At 62.5% G+C, this 17286-nt stretch carries 17 protein-coding genes; 7 read left to right on the top strand and 10 right to left on the bottom strand.

What is annotated here, in order from left to right; translation table 11 throughout:
* Positions 1–4: 4 nt before the first annotated feature.
* Entirely contained in the window at positions 5–742 is a 738-nt protein-coding gene (locus M2394_RS03150; protein ID WP_178924789.1) for a CPBP family intramembrane glutamic endopeptidase, read from the top strand.
* Positions 743–841: 99 nt separating this feature from the next.
* Here M2394_RS03150 and M2394_RS03145 read toward each other — a convergent pair whose 3' ends face one another.
* Both M2394_RS03145 and M2394_RS03140 read right to left on the bottom strand, forming a co-directional pair.
* Positions 842–2551, bottom strand: a complete 1710-nt coding sequence (locus tag M2394_RS03145; protein WP_178924791.1) for an amidase — start codon at positions 2549–2551, stop codon at positions 842–844.
* A 55-nt stretch (positions 2552–2606) separates the two neighbouring features.
* Positions 2607–3395, bottom strand: coding sequence for a helix-turn-helix transcriptional regulator (locus M2394_RS03140; protein ID WP_259171600.1), 789 nt, complete (start codon positions 3393–3395; stop codon positions 2607–2609).
* Between the two features lie 83 nt (positions 3396–3478).
* Here M2394_RS03140 and M2394_RS03135 point away from each other — a divergent pair, with 83 nt between their 5' ends.
* Positions 3479–3784 (top strand): DUF2834 domain-containing protein, encoded by a 306-nt coding sequence (locus tag M2394_RS03135; RefSeq protein ID WP_259171599.1) that lies wholly within the window; start codon positions 3479–3481, stop codon positions 3782–3784.
* Complete coding sequence (locus M2394_RS03130; protein WP_259171598.1) at positions 3777–4199, top strand: MAPEG family protein; 423 nt, start codon at positions 3777–3779, stop codon at positions 4197–4199. The genes M2394_RS03135 and M2394_RS03130 overlap by 8 nt, the downstream gene beginning before the upstream one ends.
* A gap of 109 nt (positions 4200–4308) precedes the next feature.
* On the opposite strand, the gene M2394_RS03125 is transcribed toward M2394_RS03130, so the two are convergent.
* Genes M2394_RS03125 through M2394_RS03115 form a run of 3 tightly spaced genes read right to left on the bottom strand, consistent with a single transcriptional unit; the run spans position 4309 to position 7254 of the window.
* The gene (locus M2394_RS03125; protein WP_259171597.1) at positions 4309–5232 is read right to left on the bottom strand and encodes a sugar ABC transporter substrate-binding protein; all 924 of its coding nucleotides are present in this window, start codon (positions 5230–5232) and stop codon (positions 4309–4311) included.
* Positions 5233–5275: 43 nt separating this feature from the next.
* The gene (locus M2394_RS03120; protein WP_259171596.1) at positions 5276–6409 is read right to left on the bottom strand and encodes a phytanoyl-CoA dioxygenase family protein; all 1134 of its coding nucleotides are present in this window, start codon (positions 6407–6409) and stop codon (positions 5276–5278) included.
* Positions 6409–7254, bottom strand: coding sequence for an SDR family oxidoreductase (locus M2394_RS03115; RefSeq protein ID WP_259171595.1), 846 nt, complete (start codon positions 7252–7254; stop codon positions 6409–6411). The genes M2394_RS03120 and M2394_RS03115 overlap by 1 nt, the downstream gene beginning before the upstream one ends.
* 124 nt (positions 7255–7378) lie before the next feature.
* Here M2394_RS03115 and M2394_RS03110 point away from each other — a divergent pair, with 124 nt between their 5' ends.
* Positions 7379–8404 carry a LacI family DNA-binding transcriptional regulator gene (locus M2394_RS03110; protein ID WP_178924804.1) on the top strand — a complete coding sequence of 342 codons (1026 nt, stop codon included), beginning with the start codon at positions 7379–7381 and terminating at the stop codon, positions 8402–8404.
* Positions 8405–8438: 34 nt separating this feature from the next.
* Positions 8439–9443, top strand: a complete 1005-nt coding sequence (iolG, locus tag M2394_RS03105; protein ID WP_259171594.1) for an inositol 2-dehydrogenase — start codon at positions 8439–8441, stop codon at positions 9441–9443.
* Positions 9444–9921: 478 nt separating this feature from the next.
* Here iolG and M2394_RS03100 read toward each other — a convergent pair whose 3' ends face one another.
* From M2394_RS03100 to M2394_RS03090, 3 genes are all read right to left on the bottom strand, one after another.
* Positions 9922–10641, bottom strand: coding sequence for a M12 family metallopeptidase (locus M2394_RS03100; protein WP_405046545.1), 720 nt, complete (start codon positions 10639–10641; stop codon positions 9922–9924).
* Positions 10642–10799: 158 nt separating this feature from the next.
* Positions 10800–11969 (bottom strand): GGDEF domain-containing protein, encoded by a 1170-nt coding sequence (locus tag M2394_RS03095; protein WP_259171593.1) that lies wholly within the window; start codon positions 11967–11969, stop codon positions 10800–10802.
* Positions 11970–12077: 108 nt separating this feature from the next.
* Complete coding sequence (locus M2394_RS03090) at positions 12078–13289, bottom strand: MFS transporter (RefSeq protein ID WP_178924812.1); 1212 nt, start codon at positions 13287–13289, stop codon at positions 12078–12080.
* Between the two features lie 98 nt (positions 13290–13387).
* Here M2394_RS03090 and M2394_RS03085 point away from each other — a divergent pair, with 98 nt between their 5' ends.
* Positions 13388–14209 carry a helix-turn-helix domain-containing protein gene (locus M2394_RS03085; protein WP_176995848.1) on the top strand — a complete coding sequence of 274 codons (822 nt, stop codon included), beginning with the start codon at positions 13388–13390 and terminating at the stop codon, positions 14207–14209.
* Positions 14210–14212: 3 nt separating this feature from the next.
* Here the strand turns inward: M2394_RS03085 and M2394_RS03080 are convergent, their stop codons facing one another.
* Together M2394_RS03080 and proP are read right to left on the bottom strand one after the other, a co-directional pair.
* Positions 14213–14716 (bottom strand): GAF domain-containing protein, encoded by a 504-nt coding sequence (locus tag M2394_RS03080; protein WP_259171591.1) that lies wholly within the window; start codon positions 14714–14716, stop codon positions 14213–14215.
* A 150-nt stretch (positions 14717–14866) separates the two neighbouring features.
* On the bottom strand, positions 14867–16369 hold the full coding sequence (gene proP, locus M2394_RS03075; RefSeq protein ID WP_178924816.1) for a glycine betaine/L-proline transporter ProP: 1503 nt from the start codon (positions 16367–16369) through the stop codon (positions 14867–14869).
* 244 nt (positions 16370–16613) lie between these two features.
* On the opposite strand from proP, the gene M2394_RS03070 reads away from it, so the two are divergent.
* Positions 16614–17144, top strand: coding sequence for a GNAT family N-acetyltransferase (locus tag M2394_RS03070; protein WP_259171590.1), 531 nt, complete (start codon positions 16614–16616; stop codon positions 17142–17144).
* Positions 17145–17286 lie beyond the last annotated feature (142 nt).

The raw sequence follows: 17286 nt of genomic DNA, 5'->3' as shown, positions 1-17286 counted from the left end.
ACCGATGATCACCGAAGGAATGGTGGTGCTTGTGCGGTACGCGGCTCATCTGGCCCCGGGGCTTGCGCTGTTTGGCCTGTGGTTCGCGCTCACGCCCAGGGCGCTGACCGCGATGCGCATCCTGATTGTGCTGGCGGCGTTTGTGCTGATGCGCGACGCGATGACACCTTTGGGCATGTGGCGGCTGGGCAGCGAGGTGCAGATCGCGTTCACCGCCAATGCGTTTGTGTTGGCGGCGCTGGGTGGTTTGTCGGTGCTGTTGATCCTGCTGCTGTCACGTGTGGCGCCGGAGCTGTGGCGGCTGATTCGCTGGTCCATTGGCAACCCGGTTGCCGGTCTGGCGGTCGGGTTGGCGGTGGGTGGCTTGATTGGCGTGCCGTTGCGGATTTACCAGGGGATCGACGCTGCCGATTTCCACGGTTACTGGGTGTGGTTGCCGGGCATGGTGGTGTTGGCCTATGGCGCCAATGCGTTGGAAGAAGTGCTGTTTCGCGGGTGCTTGCAGGGTTATCTGGAACAGCAGGTCTCACCCCTGCGGGCGGCGTTGATCAGCGGCGTGGCCTTTGCGGCCTGCCATGCGTTCCTGGCGTTGAGCGTGACCTCGCTGGGCTGGCCGATATTGGCCTTCACCCTGATCGAAGGCCTGGCCTGCGCGCTGGTACGCCTGCGCTACGGCGTGCTACCCGCCACCGTGGCCCATGGCACGGCAATCCTGCTGATCGCCGTGCCGTACATGGCTTGAGGTGAAACCCCGACCCAACTGTAGGCGCTGGCTTGCCAGCGATGGCGGTGAACCAGACAGACCGCAATCGCCGGCAAGCCGGCTCATACAGGCACCGTGTTAGTCCGTGGTCAGCGCCGGGGTGCGGGGTGGGATCTGGCGTTTGCTGCCGGTGGCTTCATAGGCGGCCGCGAGGCGCAGCAAGGTGGAGTCGTCATAGGCACGCCCCGCAAACGTCAGGCCTACCGGCATGCCAATGTCCGCCATCACGCCCATCGGCACGGTCACGGTCGGCACGCCCAGGTGGCGAATGGCGAGGTTGCCGTTGGCCACCCAGATGCCGTTGCTCCAGGCGATGTCGGCGGAGGCTTCGTTGACGTCGGCGTCGGCCGGGCCCACGTCGGCCACGGTGGGGAACAACACGGCGTCCAGTCCGAGGGTGTCCATCCAGTCTTCCAGGTCCAGGCGGCGGGTTTGTTCCAGGCCGCGCAAACCGTCCGGCACGGTGCTGATTTCATTCCAGGGGGTGATGCCGCGCTGGGCCATGCGTACGTATTCGTCCATGCCCGCGGCCAGGTCGTCTTCACGGTTGGGTAGGGTGCCCGGGTCGTGGGGGAAGATCTTCGGCCCGTCCACATCCGCCAGGCGGTTCAAGGTCGGGTCGCCGTTGGCCCGCAGGAAATCATCGAACGCCCAGGCCGACAGTTCCCACAGCTCATCGTGCAGGAACTCCTTGGACACCAGGCCACGGGTGAACACCGTCGGCGCGCCGGGGCGGTCGCCTTCGCAGTTGGACACCAGCGGGAAATCCACCTCGATCACTTCGGCACCGGCCGCTTCCAGTGCCTGGCGTGCGCCTTGCCACAACGCGATCACCGATGCGCGGGTGTTGATCTTTTGCCCGGTCGGCCCGCCGATACCCGGCTTTTCGCTGGTGCCGGCTTCGGGGTCGGCATTGATGTACATGCGCGGCACGCCGAAACGCTTGCCGGCCAGGGCGGCGCTGCCAACGGCCAGTTCGGCGTAGGACGCCGGGCGTACCGAGGCCACGCTCGGGATCGGTACCCAGGGTTGCAGGCGCCACAGGTCGCCACGGGTGTCGGGGTCTTCGGCGACCACCACGTCGAGCACTTCCAGCAGGTCGGCCATGGTGCGAGCGTAGGGCACCACCACGTCCATGGTCGGCGTCAGTGGCCAGTTGCCGCGTACCGAAATCACCCCACGGGACGGGGTGTAGGCGCACAGGCCATTGTTGGAGGCCGGGCCGCGACCGCTGGACCAGGTTTCTTCAGCCAGGCCGAACGCCGCAAAGCTGGCGGCGGTGGCGGTGCCGGCGCCATTCGAGGAGCCGGAGGCAAATGGTGCGGTGAGGTAATCGGCGTTGTACGGGCTTTCGGCGCGGCCATAGACGCCACGCTGCATGCCGCCATTGGCCATCGGCGGCATGTTGGTCTTGCCCAGGCAGATGGCGCCACCGGCGCGCAGGCGTTCAATGGTGAAGGCGTCACGATGGGCGGTGAGCTTGGCAAATGCTGGGCTGCCCGAAGCGGCCGTGAGGCCCTTGACCAGGTAGCTGTCCTTGGCGGTATACGGGATACCATCCAATGGCCCGAGGGTTTCGCCCTTGGCCCGGCGTGCGTCGGAAGCCTGGGCCTCTTCCAGGGCCTTGGGGTTGCGCACCACCACGGCGTTCAGTGCGGTCGCGGTCTGCGGGCCATCGTAGGCATCGATCCGCGCCAGGTACGCCTGGACCAGTTCAACGGCAGTGGTCTGGCCGGTTTCCAGCGCAGTGCGCAATTGGGCAATGGAGACTTCGGTAACTTGCATCACGTTTTTTTCGCCGCCTTCAAGTGGGAGGTATGGCGGCAGTCTACGTACAGATATTTCACAAAACCAGCGCCGCATGGTCGGCATACGCCGCACGCATGACCTGCCAGGTGTGCTCGTTGGCGGGAATCAGGTGTTCGATTCGCAGCGAGGTCAGCGTGATGTCCTGGGGCATGCCGAAGGTGGTAAAGGTCGACAGGAAGTTCAGCTCGCCCTGGGTTGAGCGGATGCGCGTCAGCACCAACGGCGGCATTTGCGTGGGCAGCTCGGTGCTGTCGGGCACCGGCAAGGTTGCCAGCAAGGCAGCCAGTTCGGGGTTGCCCAGTGCTTCGCGGGTTGCCCGTTGCCAGGCGAGGGTGCGGACCTCTTCGGCATTGATCAGGTGGTCGCCCAGGCCGCCCGTTTGCAGCAGGGTGGTGAGCAGGTTCAAGCCATCGGCCGCGTCTGGCTGCAGGCCGACCAGCGCGAACAGCACGCCAGCGCTGGCATTTGCCGCCAGCACTTCCCAGTGGTTGCCCAGCAAAATCGCCGGAGCGGGGTTGTTGGCATGCAGCACGTGGTGGACCGCTTCGCGCACTGCCGCCATGGCGGGCGAGGCGAGCGGGGTGGCGGCGTAGCGCGGGGCGTAGCCGGCGGCGAGAAACACCCGATTGGCTTGTTCCAGCGGCGCATCCAGAGCCGTCAACACCCGGTGCAGCGTGCCAGGGCTTGGCGTGGCACGGCCGGTTTCGATGCAACTGAGGTGGCGCTGGGAAACACCGGTGATCAGGGCCAGGTCCAGCTGGCTCAATTTGGCGTCGCGGCGCAACTGGCGCAGCAGTTCGCCGGCAGGCGTGGGCGTATCCATGAGGGTTTCATGACCTCCGAGGTCATTGCGAGGGTCGCCACCTTATCACTAGGGTGGGCCTCGATCACTTCAAGGACGACACCATGCGCAGACCTTATCTCGCCCTCGCTGCATTGCTCGGCTTTTCGATGTACACCCTGGCCACGATGCTGACGGCGCAGCAATCGTTGTGGGCGTTCGGGCTGGAACTGATGTCACGGCCCGACACCGCGCAGGTGGTTATCGACCTTTACCTGATGGCGGTGCTGGCCTGTGTGTGGATGTACCGGGATGCCCGCCGGCGTGGGCGTTCGGTGGCGTCGTTGGTGCCGTACGTTGTGCTGACGGCGGTGTTCGTCTCGGTGGGGCCGCTGCTGTATCTGGTGATGAATGGAGGCCGGGATGAATGACCTGCTGAAGGTGTATGCGCTGTGTGTGCTGGTGCTGTGCCTGAAGATGTTTGTGATTTCCTGCTACCAGGGGTTCTTCCGGCTACGGGGCTTGGCGTTTACTCATCGGGAAGATGCGGCGTTTTTCAAGCGTGCGGCCCAGCCAGAAGAATTGCCGCAGGTCGCCCGGGCGGCGAGGGCTTGGGCGAATGATCTGGAGAATATCCCGCTGTTTTTTGTGTTGGGTGGGTTATGTGTGGTGTTGAACGTCCCAGACGTTGCCGGTGCCGGGTTGTTCGCCGGTTTCACCCTGGCGCGGTTACTGCACACGCTGGCGTTCCTGGCGGGATGGCAACCCTGGCGCACGCTGGCCTACATGGCCGGCGTGGCGTGCCTGTTCGGCCTGGGCACCCTTGTGACGGCTGGGGTGTTGTAGTGAGCGGGCTTGCCCCGCGCCGGCGCCCCTGAGATCCCGATTTGCCCGCTTAATGGCGGTGACCGGGTTGACGCGGGCGCGGGGCAAGCCCGCTCACTACAGGACGCGATTATGGGTTGAGGAAGGCTTGGTAGTTGTCCTTGGTGATCTGCTGGTAAGGGATGGTCAGTTCAGCGGTGTAGGGTTGTTTCTTCACCATCTTTATCGCCAGGTCGATGGCGCCCACGGCCTGGCCCTTGTTGTCCTGGTACGCCGTCACCAGCAACTGGCCTTTTTTTACGGCATCCAACCCGGCGGCGCCGCCGTCGCTGCCGGCGACCAGAATGTCCTTGCCCGGTTGCATGCCCGCCTGGCTGATCGCCATGGCGGCGCCAATCGCCATTTCATCGGCGTTGGCGGCCACCGCATCGATCTTGGTGCCCGAGACGATCCAGTTGTTCATCAGGTCGATCGCCTTGCTGCGCTGCCATTCGGCGCTTTGTTCCTCGACGATCTTGATGCCCGGATATTCCTTGAGCACGTTCTTCACGCCCTGGGTGCGGTTGTGGGTGGCGTTGTTGGACAGCAGCCCGAGCATGATCGCGAGGTTGCCCTTGCCGCCCATTTTTTCCGCCAGGTAGCGCATCTGGATCTCACCGGCCTTGATCTCGTCGGAGCCGACATACCCCACGCCCGCCGGCACCTCCTTGAACTCAGGGCGACGGTTGACGTACACCAGTGGCGTCTTGGCCTGCTGGGCATTGACGGTCATCTTCTGCGTGGCGGCGGTGTCCACGGCGTTGACGATAATCGCGTCCATGCCTTGGGCGGTGAAGTTTTGCACCTGGTTGAGCTGGCGCACCACATCGCCCTGGGCGTCTTCGAATTGCAGGGTCACGCCGGGCAGTTCCTTGGCGTGGGCGGCCATGTAGTCACGCATCTGTGCGAGGAACACATCGTCGACCTGGGCGATGCTCACGCCGATCCGGATATCCGCCAGCGCCCACGGGGTGATCGCCAGGGTAAAGAGTGCCGCAAGGAGTTGCTTCTTCATGGGGGTGCTCCGTTATTTTTTGTTGTTGTTCAAACAGAGTGATTCACGCCTGGCGTTTGGCGCGCAGCTGCTCCACGGCAGCGGCGAAGTGCGCCAGTGACCAGCGTTCGTTGAGGGCCTGCACCATCAGTTGCTGCCCGGTTTGCGGTGCCAACCCGTGCAGGGGTGGGTCGGTGTCGAGGTTGGTGGGGAAGGAATAGCCGTCGGCGGTGCAGGCGATCACGGCCTCTACGGCGCTGGCATCCAGCGCGGTGTTTGCCAGCAGCACCGGGTACACCGCCAGCATCATGCGGTCGCGGTCGAGGGCTTCCATGGGTTTGCCGAACGCCGAGGAAATCTGCAGCAGGTTGGCCATGCGCTGGCGGTCGGGTGTGCGGTTAGTGCCGGCCGCGTGAAACAGCGCCGGGTTGAAGAACAGCAGGTCGCCCTTGTTCAGCGGCAGTTGCACGGCGTGTTGCTGGAAGTAGTCGATGAATTCTGCACGGCGCCACGCCAGGTAGCCCAGGGCGTACTGTTGGGAAAATGGCAGCAACTGGGTAGGGCCGGTTTCCAGCGGCATGTCCGAATGGGCCACCGCGCCTTGCAACGTCAGGTACTGGGACAGCACGTGCAGGGGCAGGGGGAAGCGCTCCACCACGTCGGTGGTCTGGAAGCCCAGGTGATAATCGCGATGGGGCTGCTGCGCCTGGCCGCCGGGGTGCACCACGTTGACCTGCGCGGTGACCTGAAAGCTCGGGCCCAGCCATGCCTCGGCGATCAGTCCCAGCAACGGGTTGGCGTAGTACTCGACAAACGATTCAGGCGATTGCAACGCGGCCTTTTGCAGGGAATTCCAGATACGCCCGTTGCTGCCAGCCTTGGCGAAGTGGTCGGCGGCCACACCTTGTGCGGCTTCGTTGGCAAAGATCGCCTCGAACACCTGGCTATGGCGGTCGACCACCTCAAGGTCTTCGTAGGCGCCGCGTACCACCATCACGCCCGGGCCATCGCGGAACAGGCGGTGCAGTTCATTCATCACGCTCAGGCGGTCGGTGTGACGCAGGGTGCGCGCCTGATAGATCGGCACATTGCTCAGCACCTCAGCGCACAGCGGATAATGCTCCTTGACGGCGCGTTGCGCGCAGAGGCGGCTGAAGTCCGCCAGTTGCACGGCGTCGCCTGTGACAAACGCCGACATCACACACCTCCCGACAGGCTCAGGGCCTGGTGCGGTTGCGGGGTGCTGCTGTCGGTGCAACCGACCACGCCTTGCTCCAGGTCGATCACCGCGCCGGTCATCATGCCCGACTCCCGGGACAGCAAAAACGCCACGCTTTGCGCCACTTCCTCGGGCTTGAGCAGGCGGCCGAAGGGCTGTGCGCTTTCGGCCTTTTCCAGCCAGCCGTCCTCGGCACCGTGGTACTGGCGCTGGATCTCATCCTCGTGGGGCGTGTCCATCCAGCCGATGTTCAGGCCGTTGACCCGGATACGGTTGCGCAGGGCACTGAACGCGACGTTCTTGGTCAGGATCGCCAGCGCGCCCTTGGACGCCGCATACGCGCTCAAGAACGACTGGCCACCATGGCCGGTGACACTCTGGATATTCACCACGGCGCCTTCCACGCCGGTGCTGATCATCAGCTTCAACGCTTCCTGCATCAGGAAAAACGGCGCGCGCACGTTCACCGCAAACAGGCGCTCGAACAGTTCGGGCGAAGTGTCGAGGATGGTGCCGCGGTCGGACATGCCGGCGCAGTTCACCAGGCCATGCAGGGTGCCGAAGTGGGTGCGTGCGGCCTTGATGATCGCGCGGCAGTCCTCGACGTTTTCCAGGTCGGCCTCGACAAAAAACGCCTGGCAATCGAGCTGCGCCAGTTGCCGCACCTGCTCTTCACCCTGGGCACGGCGGCGACCGCACAGGATCAGCCCGGCGGCGCCGCGCTGTGCCAGGGTATGGGCCACCGCAGCGCCGAGGCCCTGGGTGCTGCCGGTGACGACAAAGTATTGGCCGCTGAACGAGGTGGCGAGATCGGTGTGGGGCATGGGGTTCTCCTGAAATTTTTGTTGTTGTGCATCGCCCGGCTCGACGGCGGGCAAAACTGAGACTAGCATTGCGAAACCTCAGTAACGCCCAAAAAAGACCTCAAAAACACCTCAGGCAAACCCCATGCTCGAACGCGCCAAACACTTCTCCATCAAGCAACTCGCCACCCAGGCGGGTGTGAGCAAAGCCACGGTCGACCGTGTGCTTCACCAGCGCGGCAGCGTGCACGGACAGACGCGGCGGCGTATCGAGCAGGCGTTGGATGAGTTGGAGGCCCAGGAGAAAAACGGCCTGGCGGTGGGGCGCACGTTCCATGTCGACGTGATCATGCACACGCCCCAGCGTTTCAGCGCGGCGGTGCAGGCGGCCATCGTGGCGCAATTGGCCAGCCTGGCGCCGTTTCGCATCGCGCCGCGTTTTCACCTGTTCGAAGAGATCGAACCCCAGGCCATGCATGACCAGTTGCTGCGTTGCCTCGACACCGGCAGCCAGGGCGTGGTGCTCAAGGCCGCCGATGAGCCGGCGGTGAACCAGGCGGTCAAGCAATTGATCGCGGCGGGCATTCCGGTGGTGACGCTGGTCACCGACCTGCCGCAAAGCGAGCGCATCGGCTACGTGGGCATGGACAACCGCACGGCAGGGCAGACCGCTGCCTACCTGATGTCGCGCTGGTTGCCGGTGCAACCTCAAGACGTGGCGGTGGTGATCGGCAGCGAGTTGTTCCGGGGTGAAGAAGAGCGCGAGATGGGCTTTCGCGCCTGGCTGCGCGGTCGTGCTGCGCACCTGCGGGTGATGGATATCAGCGGTGGTTACGGCGTGTATGACCGCACGTTCGAGCGCGTCACCCAGGCCTTGAAACTCAACCCTGAGCTGAAAGCGGTGTACAGCGTGGGCGGTGGGAACCGGGCGATTGTCGACGCGTTCGCCGCGCTGGAGCGGCCTTTGGAGGTGTTCATCGGGCACGACCTCGACGAAGAAAACCGCCAGTTGCTGCTCGAAGAAAAAGTCGCCGCGATCATCGACCACAACCTGCAGATCGATGCCCGCAGTGTGTTCCTGCACATCCTGCAATACCACCGGCTGTGGAAGGCCGGGCCGATTGCGCCGTCCCAGGTGCAGATCGTCACGCCGTTCAATCTGCCGGACTAAGCACTCCCTCAATAACAACACCAGGAGTTCGACCATGCTGAGAATCGCCGTTCTGGGTGCCGGGCGCATCGCCAAGATCCACGCCGCCAACGTCGCCGCCCACCCGAATGCCACGCTGGTACTGGTGGCCGACCCCTGGCGCGAAGGCGTCGATGCGCTGAGCACACAGTTGGGCTGCGAGGCGGCCTACGATTGTGCGGCGGTGCTCACCCGCAAGGACATCGACGCGGTGGTGATCGGCACGCCCACCGACACCCATATCGACCTGTTGCTGGCAGCGGTGGCCGAAGGCAAGGCGGTGCTCTGTGAAAAACCCATCGACCTGGACATCGCCAAAGCCCGCAGCGCCGCCCAGGCTGTCGAGCGCCAGGGTGGGCGGGTGATGCTCGGCTTCAACCGGCGTTTCGACCCCGACATGCTGCGCCTGCGCCAGGCCCTGGATGCCGGGCAGATCGGCGCGGTGCGCCAAGTGATCATCACCAGCCGCGACCCCGGGCTGGCCCCGCGTGACTACCTGGCACACTCCGGTGGCATCCTGCGGGACATGACCATCCACGACTTCGACACCGCCCGCCACCTGCTCGGCGAAGAACCTGTGGAAGTCAGCGCCATCGCCAGCCGCTTGGTGGACCCGAGCCTGGCCGAGATCGACGATTACGACAGCGTGATGGTGTTGCTGCGCACCGCCTCCGGCAAGCAATGCCACATCAACTGCTGCCGCCAGGCGGTGTATGGCTATGACCAGCGGGTGGAAGTGTCGGGGACCAGCGGCGTACTGCTCACCGACAACCACCGGCCCAGCACCTTGCGCCACTGGAGTGCCAAACACACCGAAGCGCTGGAGCCGTTACAGCACTTTTTTCTGGAGCGGTACGCCGATGCCTACCGCAATGAGCTGACGCAGTTCATCGACGCGCTGAACAGCGGCAACCCGCTGCCCACAAGCGTGCGCGACGGCCTGTACGCGTTGCATCTGGCCGATTGCGCGCTCGAATCGGTGAAAACCGGGCGCAGTGTGGCGGTCAACTACGATCTCTGACTGTACGCCGCTCCCCCTGTGGGAGCGGGCTTGCCCGCGAAGGCGGTGGTTCCGCCAAAGAAGATGTCGCCCACACCACCGCCTTCGCAGCCTCGCTAAAGCTCGACAGCTCCCACAGGGAAAATGCTGGCACGCTTAAAACACTGTGGAGATCAAAGGTGGGAGCCGTCGAGCCTTAGCGAGGCCGCGAAGGCGGCGGCACAGTCGATACATTTGCTGACTGACCCGCCGCTTTCGCAGCCTCGCTGAAGCTCGAGTTGCTCCCACAGGGATTTGTACAACGACGAAGATCCACTGTGGGAGCGGGCTTGCCCGCGAAGGCGGTATGTCAGGCAACGGATATTTAACTGGCGGGGCGCCGTCGCTGTTGGCGACCAGGATGTCCTCTCCTGGTTGCATGCCCGCCTGGCTGATTGCAGTTTCGTCAGCATTCACCGCAACCGCAACGATTTCGCATGCGGACACGATCCAACCTTGTCTAAGCCTCGCGGGCCGGTAGATACAGTGAGGCCAGAAAATCCTTATCGCCTTGTGACAGCTCGTCATTGGCGGGGATGGCCTCGTTGTTGGAGGTAGAACTGGCGGTAAACGGGTAGTGCATCACTGATGTCTGATCATAGTCAGACGTTGTCACGCTGGCACGGTTGAGAGAGGCGAGTATGTTTGGGCCGACGTATGCCGTGGAGGCGCCACCATAGCTTCTGTACACCTGAGGGGCGTTGAAAGAAAAAGGCCGGTCCGGATGTTGATGTTCATGTTCCAAGCCCAAGGCGTGCCCAAACTCATGAAGTATCTTGCGTTTAATCGTTTTGTCGTCAAAACCCTGCGTGTCCACGTTCAAGGTCGCCTCATCGGGCGCACTATGGAGGGCTGCAACGCCTCCCTCTGACCAATCACCTTGGTTTTTTTCAGTGGCAATGCGTATTTCACCGTCGTTCCCGTCAACAAACTTGAACTTCAGGTTCACGTGCGAGGCGAATGACTCAATGGCCTTTTTGAAAATGCCTTTATCTTTGTCCGACACATCCATGAAGGAAATCGTGATGGTTTTGTATTGAGGCCATAGCTTGCGAGTGCTGGCGACACCGCGTTTATGACGTACGACGGTTTGCGCCTCGGACGTTTCAGAATTGCGCAGTGTGCTGGCTGAGTCAGTCGGATAGAAAGTGTGATTCACCGCAGGGGAGATCGTAGTCATGCAATATTCTCCTCAGGTAGCGAGTGACTTCAGTCACTGTCGATTAGCCTCGAATAGGTGGCACGGCAGGTGATCAAGTTCCTTTGCAAAGCAGGAGATCATCCAGCAGCAAGGACGAAAGTCGAAGCGCATTCCGGGGGGCTGAAGGAGTCCTACGGTTATGGGCGGTAATGGCCGACGCCGGTACGGTCCACCAATCGAATGCTGTCACGCCCGCCGCGCTTGCTCTCGTAGAGTGTGGTGTCGCCTTGCTCGATCAGTTGCGCGAGGGTGGCAGGTGGCTGGTCGAACAAATGGGCACCGATACTCAAGGTAACCGGCGCCGGGGTGGCGAAGGTGTGCGCGGCCAGGTGCTGGAACTGCTCGCGCAAGCGGCTGCCCAGGTCGACGATTTGCGTGGTCGATGCATTGTTGAGCAATATCACGAACTCGTCGCCGCCCAAACGCGCCGCCAGCGCGCCGTGGGGCACCTTGCTACGAATCATCTCGCTCAGGGCGATCAGTAAACGGTCGCCGGCGGTGTGACCGTAAAGGTCGTTGACCCCTTTGAAATTGTCGATATCAATCAGCAGCAAGGCGCCCGGTTCAGCCGCCGAGACCTGCGCCAGCAGACGTGGCGCATGCACGTCCAGCGCACGGCGGTTGTACAGCGCCGTGAGCGGGTCGCGGGCGGCGAGTTGAGCGATCTGCTGTTCGCGGCGGTAGCGTTCGGAGCCGGTCATCGACAGCGCGATCAGCATGATTGCCATTGCGCCTTCCACCAGGGAAATCTGGATGATCTCGCCCTTGAACGCGGCCAGGTCAATCAAGGTGCCCGGGATCAAGACCGACAGCGCCTTGGCCACATAAAACGCGCCGTGAATCAGCAAGACGAAGCGCAACTGCACCGCGCCGATGCTCAGGGACTTGCCGTGGGGACGCAGCAGGAAACTGGCGCGCAGGGTGGGCAGCGCCACCAGCAGCGACTGCACCCCCAGCATGACCTTGGACCACGACGGGTCGGCCGGCAGCATCAGCATGCCCAGCCACACCGCCAGCATCAGCAGCCACAGGGGCGACAGGCGCGTCTGGGTAAAGCGCGCCACGCCGAGCAAAAACAGGAAGTGTGCGGTCACCAGCAAGCCGTTGGCGAACCAGATGCCAATCATCAGGTAGCCATTGAGGCGCAAGAGGGCGAGGGTGGAGCCGACGGTGATGGTGGCGAACCCGGCGCTCCAGTAGAGCAACGAAGGTTCGCGCACACTGCGCCATTCAACGGCCAGGTACAGCGCGGCAGCGGCGGCCAGGGCCACGGTGAGGGCCAAAATCGTAGGGGGGTCGAGCGTCATGTCTTGCCGGATCTGCCTGGTGTGCGTTTAAACCGGGATTGTAAGCGCACACGCAGGTTTTTCAGAGCAACTTTCGTGATGGCATACAGCCATCCGATAATCGGCCGGTCAGGCGCCCTTGGTCGAGGGCAGCAAGACCGTCAGGATGCCCACCAACGGCAGGAACGAGCACAGTTTATAGACGTACTCGATACCGTGGGTATCGGCGAGCAAACCGAGTAGCGCGGCACCAATCCCGCTGAAGCCGAACATCAGGCCGAAGAAGATCCCGGCGATCATGCCCACGTTGCCCGGCACCAGTTCCTGGGCGTACACCACGATGGCTGAGAAGGCCGAGGCGATGATAAAGCCGATCACCACGCTCAACACCGCCGTCCAGAAGAGGTCGACGTAGGGCAGGGCCAGGGTGAACGGCGCGGCGCCAAGGATCGAGAACCAGATGACTTTCTTGCGCCCGATCTTGTCGCCAATCGGGCCGCCCGCGAACGTGCCGACGGCCACGGCGCCGAGGAACAGGAACAGGTACATCTGCGAGCTGGCGACCGACAGCTGGAATTTTTCGATCAGGTAGAACGTGAAGTAGCTGGTCAGGCTGGTCATGTACCAGTATTTGGAGAACACCAGCATGGCCAGCACGATGAGTGCAAAGGTCACCCGGCCCTTGGACAAACCATGGGTCGCTTTGCCGCCGGTCTTGAGCTTGAACAGGTTGAGGTGGTTGCGGTACCAGCGGCTCAGGCCGTACAGCACCAGGATCGCGAACACGGCAAACAAGCCGAACCAGGCGATATGGCTTTGGCCGTAGGGGATGATGATCGCCGCTGCCAGTAACGGGCCGAAGGCGCTGCCGGCGTTGCCGCCGACCTGGAAGGTCGATTGCGCCAGGCCATAGCGACCGCCGGACGCCAGGCGTGCGACACGGGAGGTTTCCGGGTGGAAGGTCGACGAGCCGACACCCACCAGGCCCGCAGCCAGCAAAATCGCCGGGAAGGTGCCGACAAACGCCAGCATCAGGATGCCAATCAGCGTGCAGACCATGCCCGCTGGCAGCAGCCACGGCTTGGGATGGCGGTCGGTGTGGTAGCCGATCCACGGTTGCAGCAGGGACGCGGTCAGCTGGAAGGTCAGGGTGATCAGGCCCACCTGGGTAAACGTCAGGCCGTAGTTGGCCTTGAGCATCGGGTAGATCGACGGCAGCACGGCCTGGATCAGGTCATTGATCAAGTGCGCCAGGGCGCAGGCGCCGAGGATGCGCATGACCAAGGGGCTGGCTTGGGGTGTCGTGGTTGCGGCGGCGGGTGACGCAGTGAGGGTCGACATGCGGGCATTCCATACAAGGCAGCTAATCAAAGGCGGCGACTGCTTACGGTCGCCATCCATTACAAAATGATTCGGCGTTCATGCTAGATTCGTCATGAATGCCTGTCTCGCGTAATTCGGGCGACAACCATCGCAAAAAGGGCGAAATGATTAAACCACTCAACGAATTCCTCCAGGAAATCAACGAAGGCGACTGGGCCGTCATCAGTTCAGCCACGGACTACCCGGAAAACTGGGTGATCCCCGACCACAGCCACGAGAAGCACCAGTTGCTCTACGCCATCGAAGGCGTGATGGTGGTGTACTCGGCGTTGAACCAGTGGACGGTGCCGCCCAATCGCGGCATCTGGATGCCGGCTGGGCAAGTGCATTCCCTGCGTTGCGTAGGCACGTTGAAGATGCGCAGCGTGTTTGTGCGCCCGGATCGTTTCCCGAACATGCCGGGCGAGCCGAAGACGGTGAGCATCTCGCCGCTGCTCAGCGAGCTGATCAAGGCCTCGGTGAGCTTGAAACCGCCGTATGCCGAGGATTCGCGAGACGCGCGGATCATGCACCTGATCCTCGACGAACTCGCCATGTTGCCGGCCTTGCCGCTGTCCTTGCCGCAACCGGCGGACCCGCGCCTGCAGCGTATTTGCGTGGCGCTGCAAGAAGAGCCGGGCGACGCCTCCACGGTGGCGCACTGGAGCGAGCGCCTGAACCTGGACCAGAAAACCATCCAGCGCCTGTTCCGCAAGGAAACCGGCATGACCTTTGGCCAGTGGCGCCAACAGGCCAGGTTACTGCTGGCGCTGGAGCGCATTGCGGTGGGGGAAAAGGTGATCGATATCGCCTTGGAGCTGGGCTACGAAAGCCCCAGCGCGTTTACCAGCATGTTCAAGAAACAGTTTGGCAAGACGCCGAGCCATTTCTTCCGGTAGCGCCTAGCGGCCGTCCGCCAGGTTGGCGAAGAAGATGCAGCCCACCAGCCGTGCGAACAGGCTCAGGGTTTCCGGCAGGTTGGGGTCGTCAAACAGCATCGCCCGCGAGTCCAGGGCGCACAGTGCACCGTACAGTCGGCCATCGGGCAGGAAGATTGGCGCCCCGGCGTAGCTTTCGATTTCAAACTGCTTGACCACCGGGCGCGTAGCGAAGCGGCCGTTTTTGCTGATCTCGGGAATGAACAGGGCCTGTGGATTGATACAGAACTCACTGCACAGGGTGGTTTCCAGGTCGAGCACGTCGTGCACGTTGATGCCCATCTGCAACGGGTCGTAGACCGAGCACACCACCCATTCCAGATCGGTGAACTTGGCGATCCCGGCAAAGCGCATTCCGGTCAGGCGCGTGACCAGATGAAGAATATTGGTGGTGGCTTCGATTTCGGCGATGGCGGCGCGTTCGTCTGCGCTGAGTCGCGCGTGTGCTGAGGTGACGCTTGGAACCATGCAGAATACTCCAGGGTGAACGGTCGGGCAACCTTCGTAATGAACGGGCTTGCCCCGCGCCGGCGTCAACGAGACCGCGATTTGGCAGATTCACTGCGGTGGCCGGGTTGACGCAGGCGCGGGGCAAGCCCGCTCACTACACGTTATGGGTCAGTTGATGCGGGGGTGCTGTTGCACAAGGTTTTGGCGCTTGGCCTCCAGCGCGGCAATTTCGGCATCGATGTCTTCGATCTTTTGCTCGATGTTGTCGTGGTGCTCTTGCAGCAATTCCTTGGCTTCTTCCATGTCCGAGGCGGCCGGTGCGGCGCCGCGCAGGGGGCGGTTGGCGGTTTCCTTCATGGTCAGGCCGGTGATCAGGCCGACCACGGCAAACACCATCAGGTAGTAGGCCGGCATGTACAGGTCGTTGGTGCTTTCCACCAGCCAGGCCACGGCCGTGGGTGTAAGGCCGGCGATCAGCACCGAGACGTTGAACGCACTGGCCAGGGCGCTGTAGCGGATGTGGGTAGGGAACATCGCCGGCAGCGTCGAGGCCATCACGCCGATGAAGAAGTTCAACACCACGGCCAGGATCAGCAAACCTGCGAAGATCAGGCCGATCTTGCCGCTGGTGATCAGCATGAACGCCGGAATGGACAGCACCAGCAGGCCGATGCTACCGCCGATGATGAAAGGCTTGCGGCCGATCTTATCGCTGACAAACCCAATGAACGGCTGCACGAACAGCATGCCCACCATGATCGCGATGATGATCAGCACGCCGCTGTTTTCTTTGTAGTGCAGGTTGTGCGACAGGTAGCTCGGCATGTAGGTGAGCAGCATGTAGTACGTCACGTTGGTGGCCGCAACGATCCCGATGCAGGTCAGCAGGCTGCGCCAGTGCTTGGTGGCGACTTCCTTGAAGGACACCTTGGGGCCGTGGGTCAGGCCTTGGCGGTCGCCTGTTTCGAGCTTGTCCATGTGTTGCTGGAACGCCGGGGTTTCTTCCAGGGCGTGGCGCAGGTACAGGCCGATGATGCCCAGGGGCAGGGCGAGGAAGAACGGCAGGCGCCAGCCCCAGGCTTCGAACTGCTCGTCGCCCAGCACGCTGGAGATCAACACCACCACGCCCGCGCCCAGCACGAAACCGGCGATGGAGCCGAAGTCCAGCCAGCTGCCGAGGAACCCGCGCTTGCGGTCTGGGGCGTATTCGGCGACGAAGATCGACGCGCCGGTGTATTCGCCGCCCACCGAGAAACCCTGGGCCATTTTGCACAGCAGCAACAGGATCGGGGCCCAGATGCCGATGGCGTCATAGCCGGGGATCAAGCCGATGGCGAAGGTGCTCAGGGACATGATCACGATGGTGGCGGCGAGGACTTTTTGTCGTCCGTATTTGTCACCCAGGGCGCCGAAGAACAGGCCACCCAGCGGGCGGATCAGGAAGGGCACGGAGAAGGTTGCCAGGGCGGCGATCATTTGTACGCTGGGGGAAGCGTCCGGGAAGAACACCTTGCCCAGTACGTAGGCGACGAACCCGTAGACGCCGAAGTCGAACCATTCCATGGCGTTACCCAGCGCAGCGGCGGTGATCGCCTTGCGCACTTTGGTATCGTCGACAATCGTGATGTCTTTCAATCCGATGGGTTTGACGCTTTTCTTACGTAATTTCATGCGGGACACTCTAAAACAGAACAGGGGAGGTGCCATCGTTGCGATGGCACCGCTCTGTCAGTTCAGATACAAGCCGACACGAAAAAATTCACCGCTAATTTGTTTTTTTACCTTATGGGCACGCTTTTGTAGTGAGCGGGCTTGCCCCGCGCCTGCGCAAACCCGGCCACCCTGGTTAAATTGTCAAATTGCGATCTCGGCGGCGCCGGCGCGGGGCAAGCCCGCTCACTACAGGAATATTCGTATGGCTACAGCTGTTGCACGACTGATCTACCGCCAGCCACAACCGAGTGACGTGCAGCGATTGTTCGCGATCTTCGGTGATCCACAAACCAACCAGTTCAACCCCGCCGGCCCGATGGCGAGCCTGGAGGTTGCACAACGCCTGCTCAATCACTGGCTCCAGCAGTGGGCCACCGAGGGCTATGGCTGGTGGGCGATTGCGCGCAGTGAAGCGCCGGATCACCTCATTGGCTTCGGGGGTGTCGCGCCACTCGATTACTTGACCGACCGACGTATCAACCTCGGATATCGGTTTGCAGTGGAAGCCTGGGGGCAGGGCTACGCCACCGAGTTGGGCCGCGATGCGTTGGCGTGGGCATTCGAAACACTCGGCCTGCCTGAAGTGTTCGGCCTGGTGCGGCCTGACCACGCCGCCTCGATCCGCGTGCTGGAAAAGATCGGCATGCAGCCCTATGGCCTGCTCGACGACGTACCCGGCAAGGCGCCCAGCCGGGTTTTTCACATTCGTCGTCCTACAACTGATTTTGCCTGACCTTTCACATCGCCGCGTAATACCTGAATAACAGCGATCTTTCAGATTGACAGCCCGTAGGCGGCCCGATATAAAAGTCACAGTTGTACGACGACATATGACGTTATGTATGTCTTACCTAACAAAAATAAAAAAGTGATGC

Source organism: Pseudomonas sp. BIGb0164, from assembly GCF_024810135.1.
GTDB lineage: Bacteria > Pseudomonadota > Gammaproteobacteria > Pseudomonadales > Pseudomonadaceae > Aquipseudomonas.
The sequence above is the reverse complement of the archived record's forward strand: the minus strand, read 5'-3'. Positions and strand labels throughout refer to the sequence as shown.

What these genes read in the sequence shown, in the direction of transcription:
- M2394_RS03150 (WP_178924789.1), top strand. Translation starts at nt 5, where the DNA reads ATGATCACCGAAGGAATGGTGGTGCTTGTGCGGTACGCGGCTCATCTG.
- M2394_RS03140 (WP_259171600.1), bottom strand. Translation starts at nt 3,395, where the DNA reads ATGGATACGCCCACGCCTGCCGGCGAACTGCTGCGCCAGTTGCGCCGC.
- M2394_RS03135 (WP_259171599.1), top strand. Translation starts at nt 3,479, where the DNA reads ATGCGCAGACCTTATCTCGCCCTCGCTGCATTGCTCGGCTTTTCGATG.
- M2394_RS03130 (WP_259171598.1), top strand. Translation starts at nt 3,777, where the DNA reads ATGAATGACCTGCTGAAGGTGTATGCGCTGTGTGTGCTGGTGCTGTGC.
- M2394_RS03125 (WP_259171597.1), bottom strand. Translation starts at nt 5,232, where the DNA reads ATGAAGAAGCAACTCCTTGCGGCACTCTTTACCCTGGCGATCACCCCG.
- M2394_RS03120 (WP_259171596.1), bottom strand. Translation starts at nt 6,409, where the DNA reads ATGTCGGCGTTTGTCACAGGCGACGCCGTGCAACTGGCGGACTTCAGC.
- M2394_RS03115 (WP_259171595.1), bottom strand. Translation starts at nt 7,254, where the DNA reads ATGCCCCACACCGATCTCGCCACCTCGTTCAGCGGCCAATACTTTGTC.
- M2394_RS03110 (WP_178924804.1), top strand. Translation starts at nt 7,379, where the DNA reads ATGCTCGAACGCGCCAAACACTTCTCCATCAAGCAACTCGCCACCCAG.
- iolG (WP_259171594.1), top strand. Translation starts at nt 8,439, where the DNA reads ATGCTGAGAATCGCCGTTCTGGGTGCCGGGCGCATCGCCAAGATCCAC.
- M2394_RS03100 (WP_405046545.1), bottom strand. Translation starts at nt 10,641, where the DNA reads ATGACTACGATCTCCCCTGCGGTGAATCACACTTTCTATCCGACTGAC.
- M2394_RS03095 (WP_259171593.1), bottom strand. Translation starts at nt 11,969, where the DNA reads ATGACGCTCGACCCCCCTACGATTTTGGCCCTCACCGTGGCCCTGGCC.
- M2394_RS03090 (WP_178924812.1), bottom strand. Translation starts at nt 13,289, where the DNA reads ATGTCGACCCTCACTGCGTCACCCGCCGCCGCAACCACGACACCCCAA.
- M2394_RS03085 (WP_176995848.1), top strand. Translation starts at nt 13,388, where the DNA reads ATGCCTGTCTCGCGTAATTCGGGCGACAACCATCGCAAAAAGGGCGAA.
- M2394_RS03080 (WP_259171591.1), bottom strand. Translation starts at nt 14,716, where the DNA reads ATGGTTCCAAGCGTCACCTCAGCACACGCGCGACTCAGCGCAGACGAA.
- proP (WP_178924816.1), bottom strand. Translation starts at nt 16,369, where the DNA reads ATGAAATTACGTAAGAAAAGCGTCAAACCCATCGGATTGAAAGACATC.
- M2394_RS03070 (WP_259171590.1), top strand. Translation starts at nt 16,614, where the DNA reads ATGGCTACAGCTGTTGCACGACTGATCTACCGCCAGCCACAACCGAGT.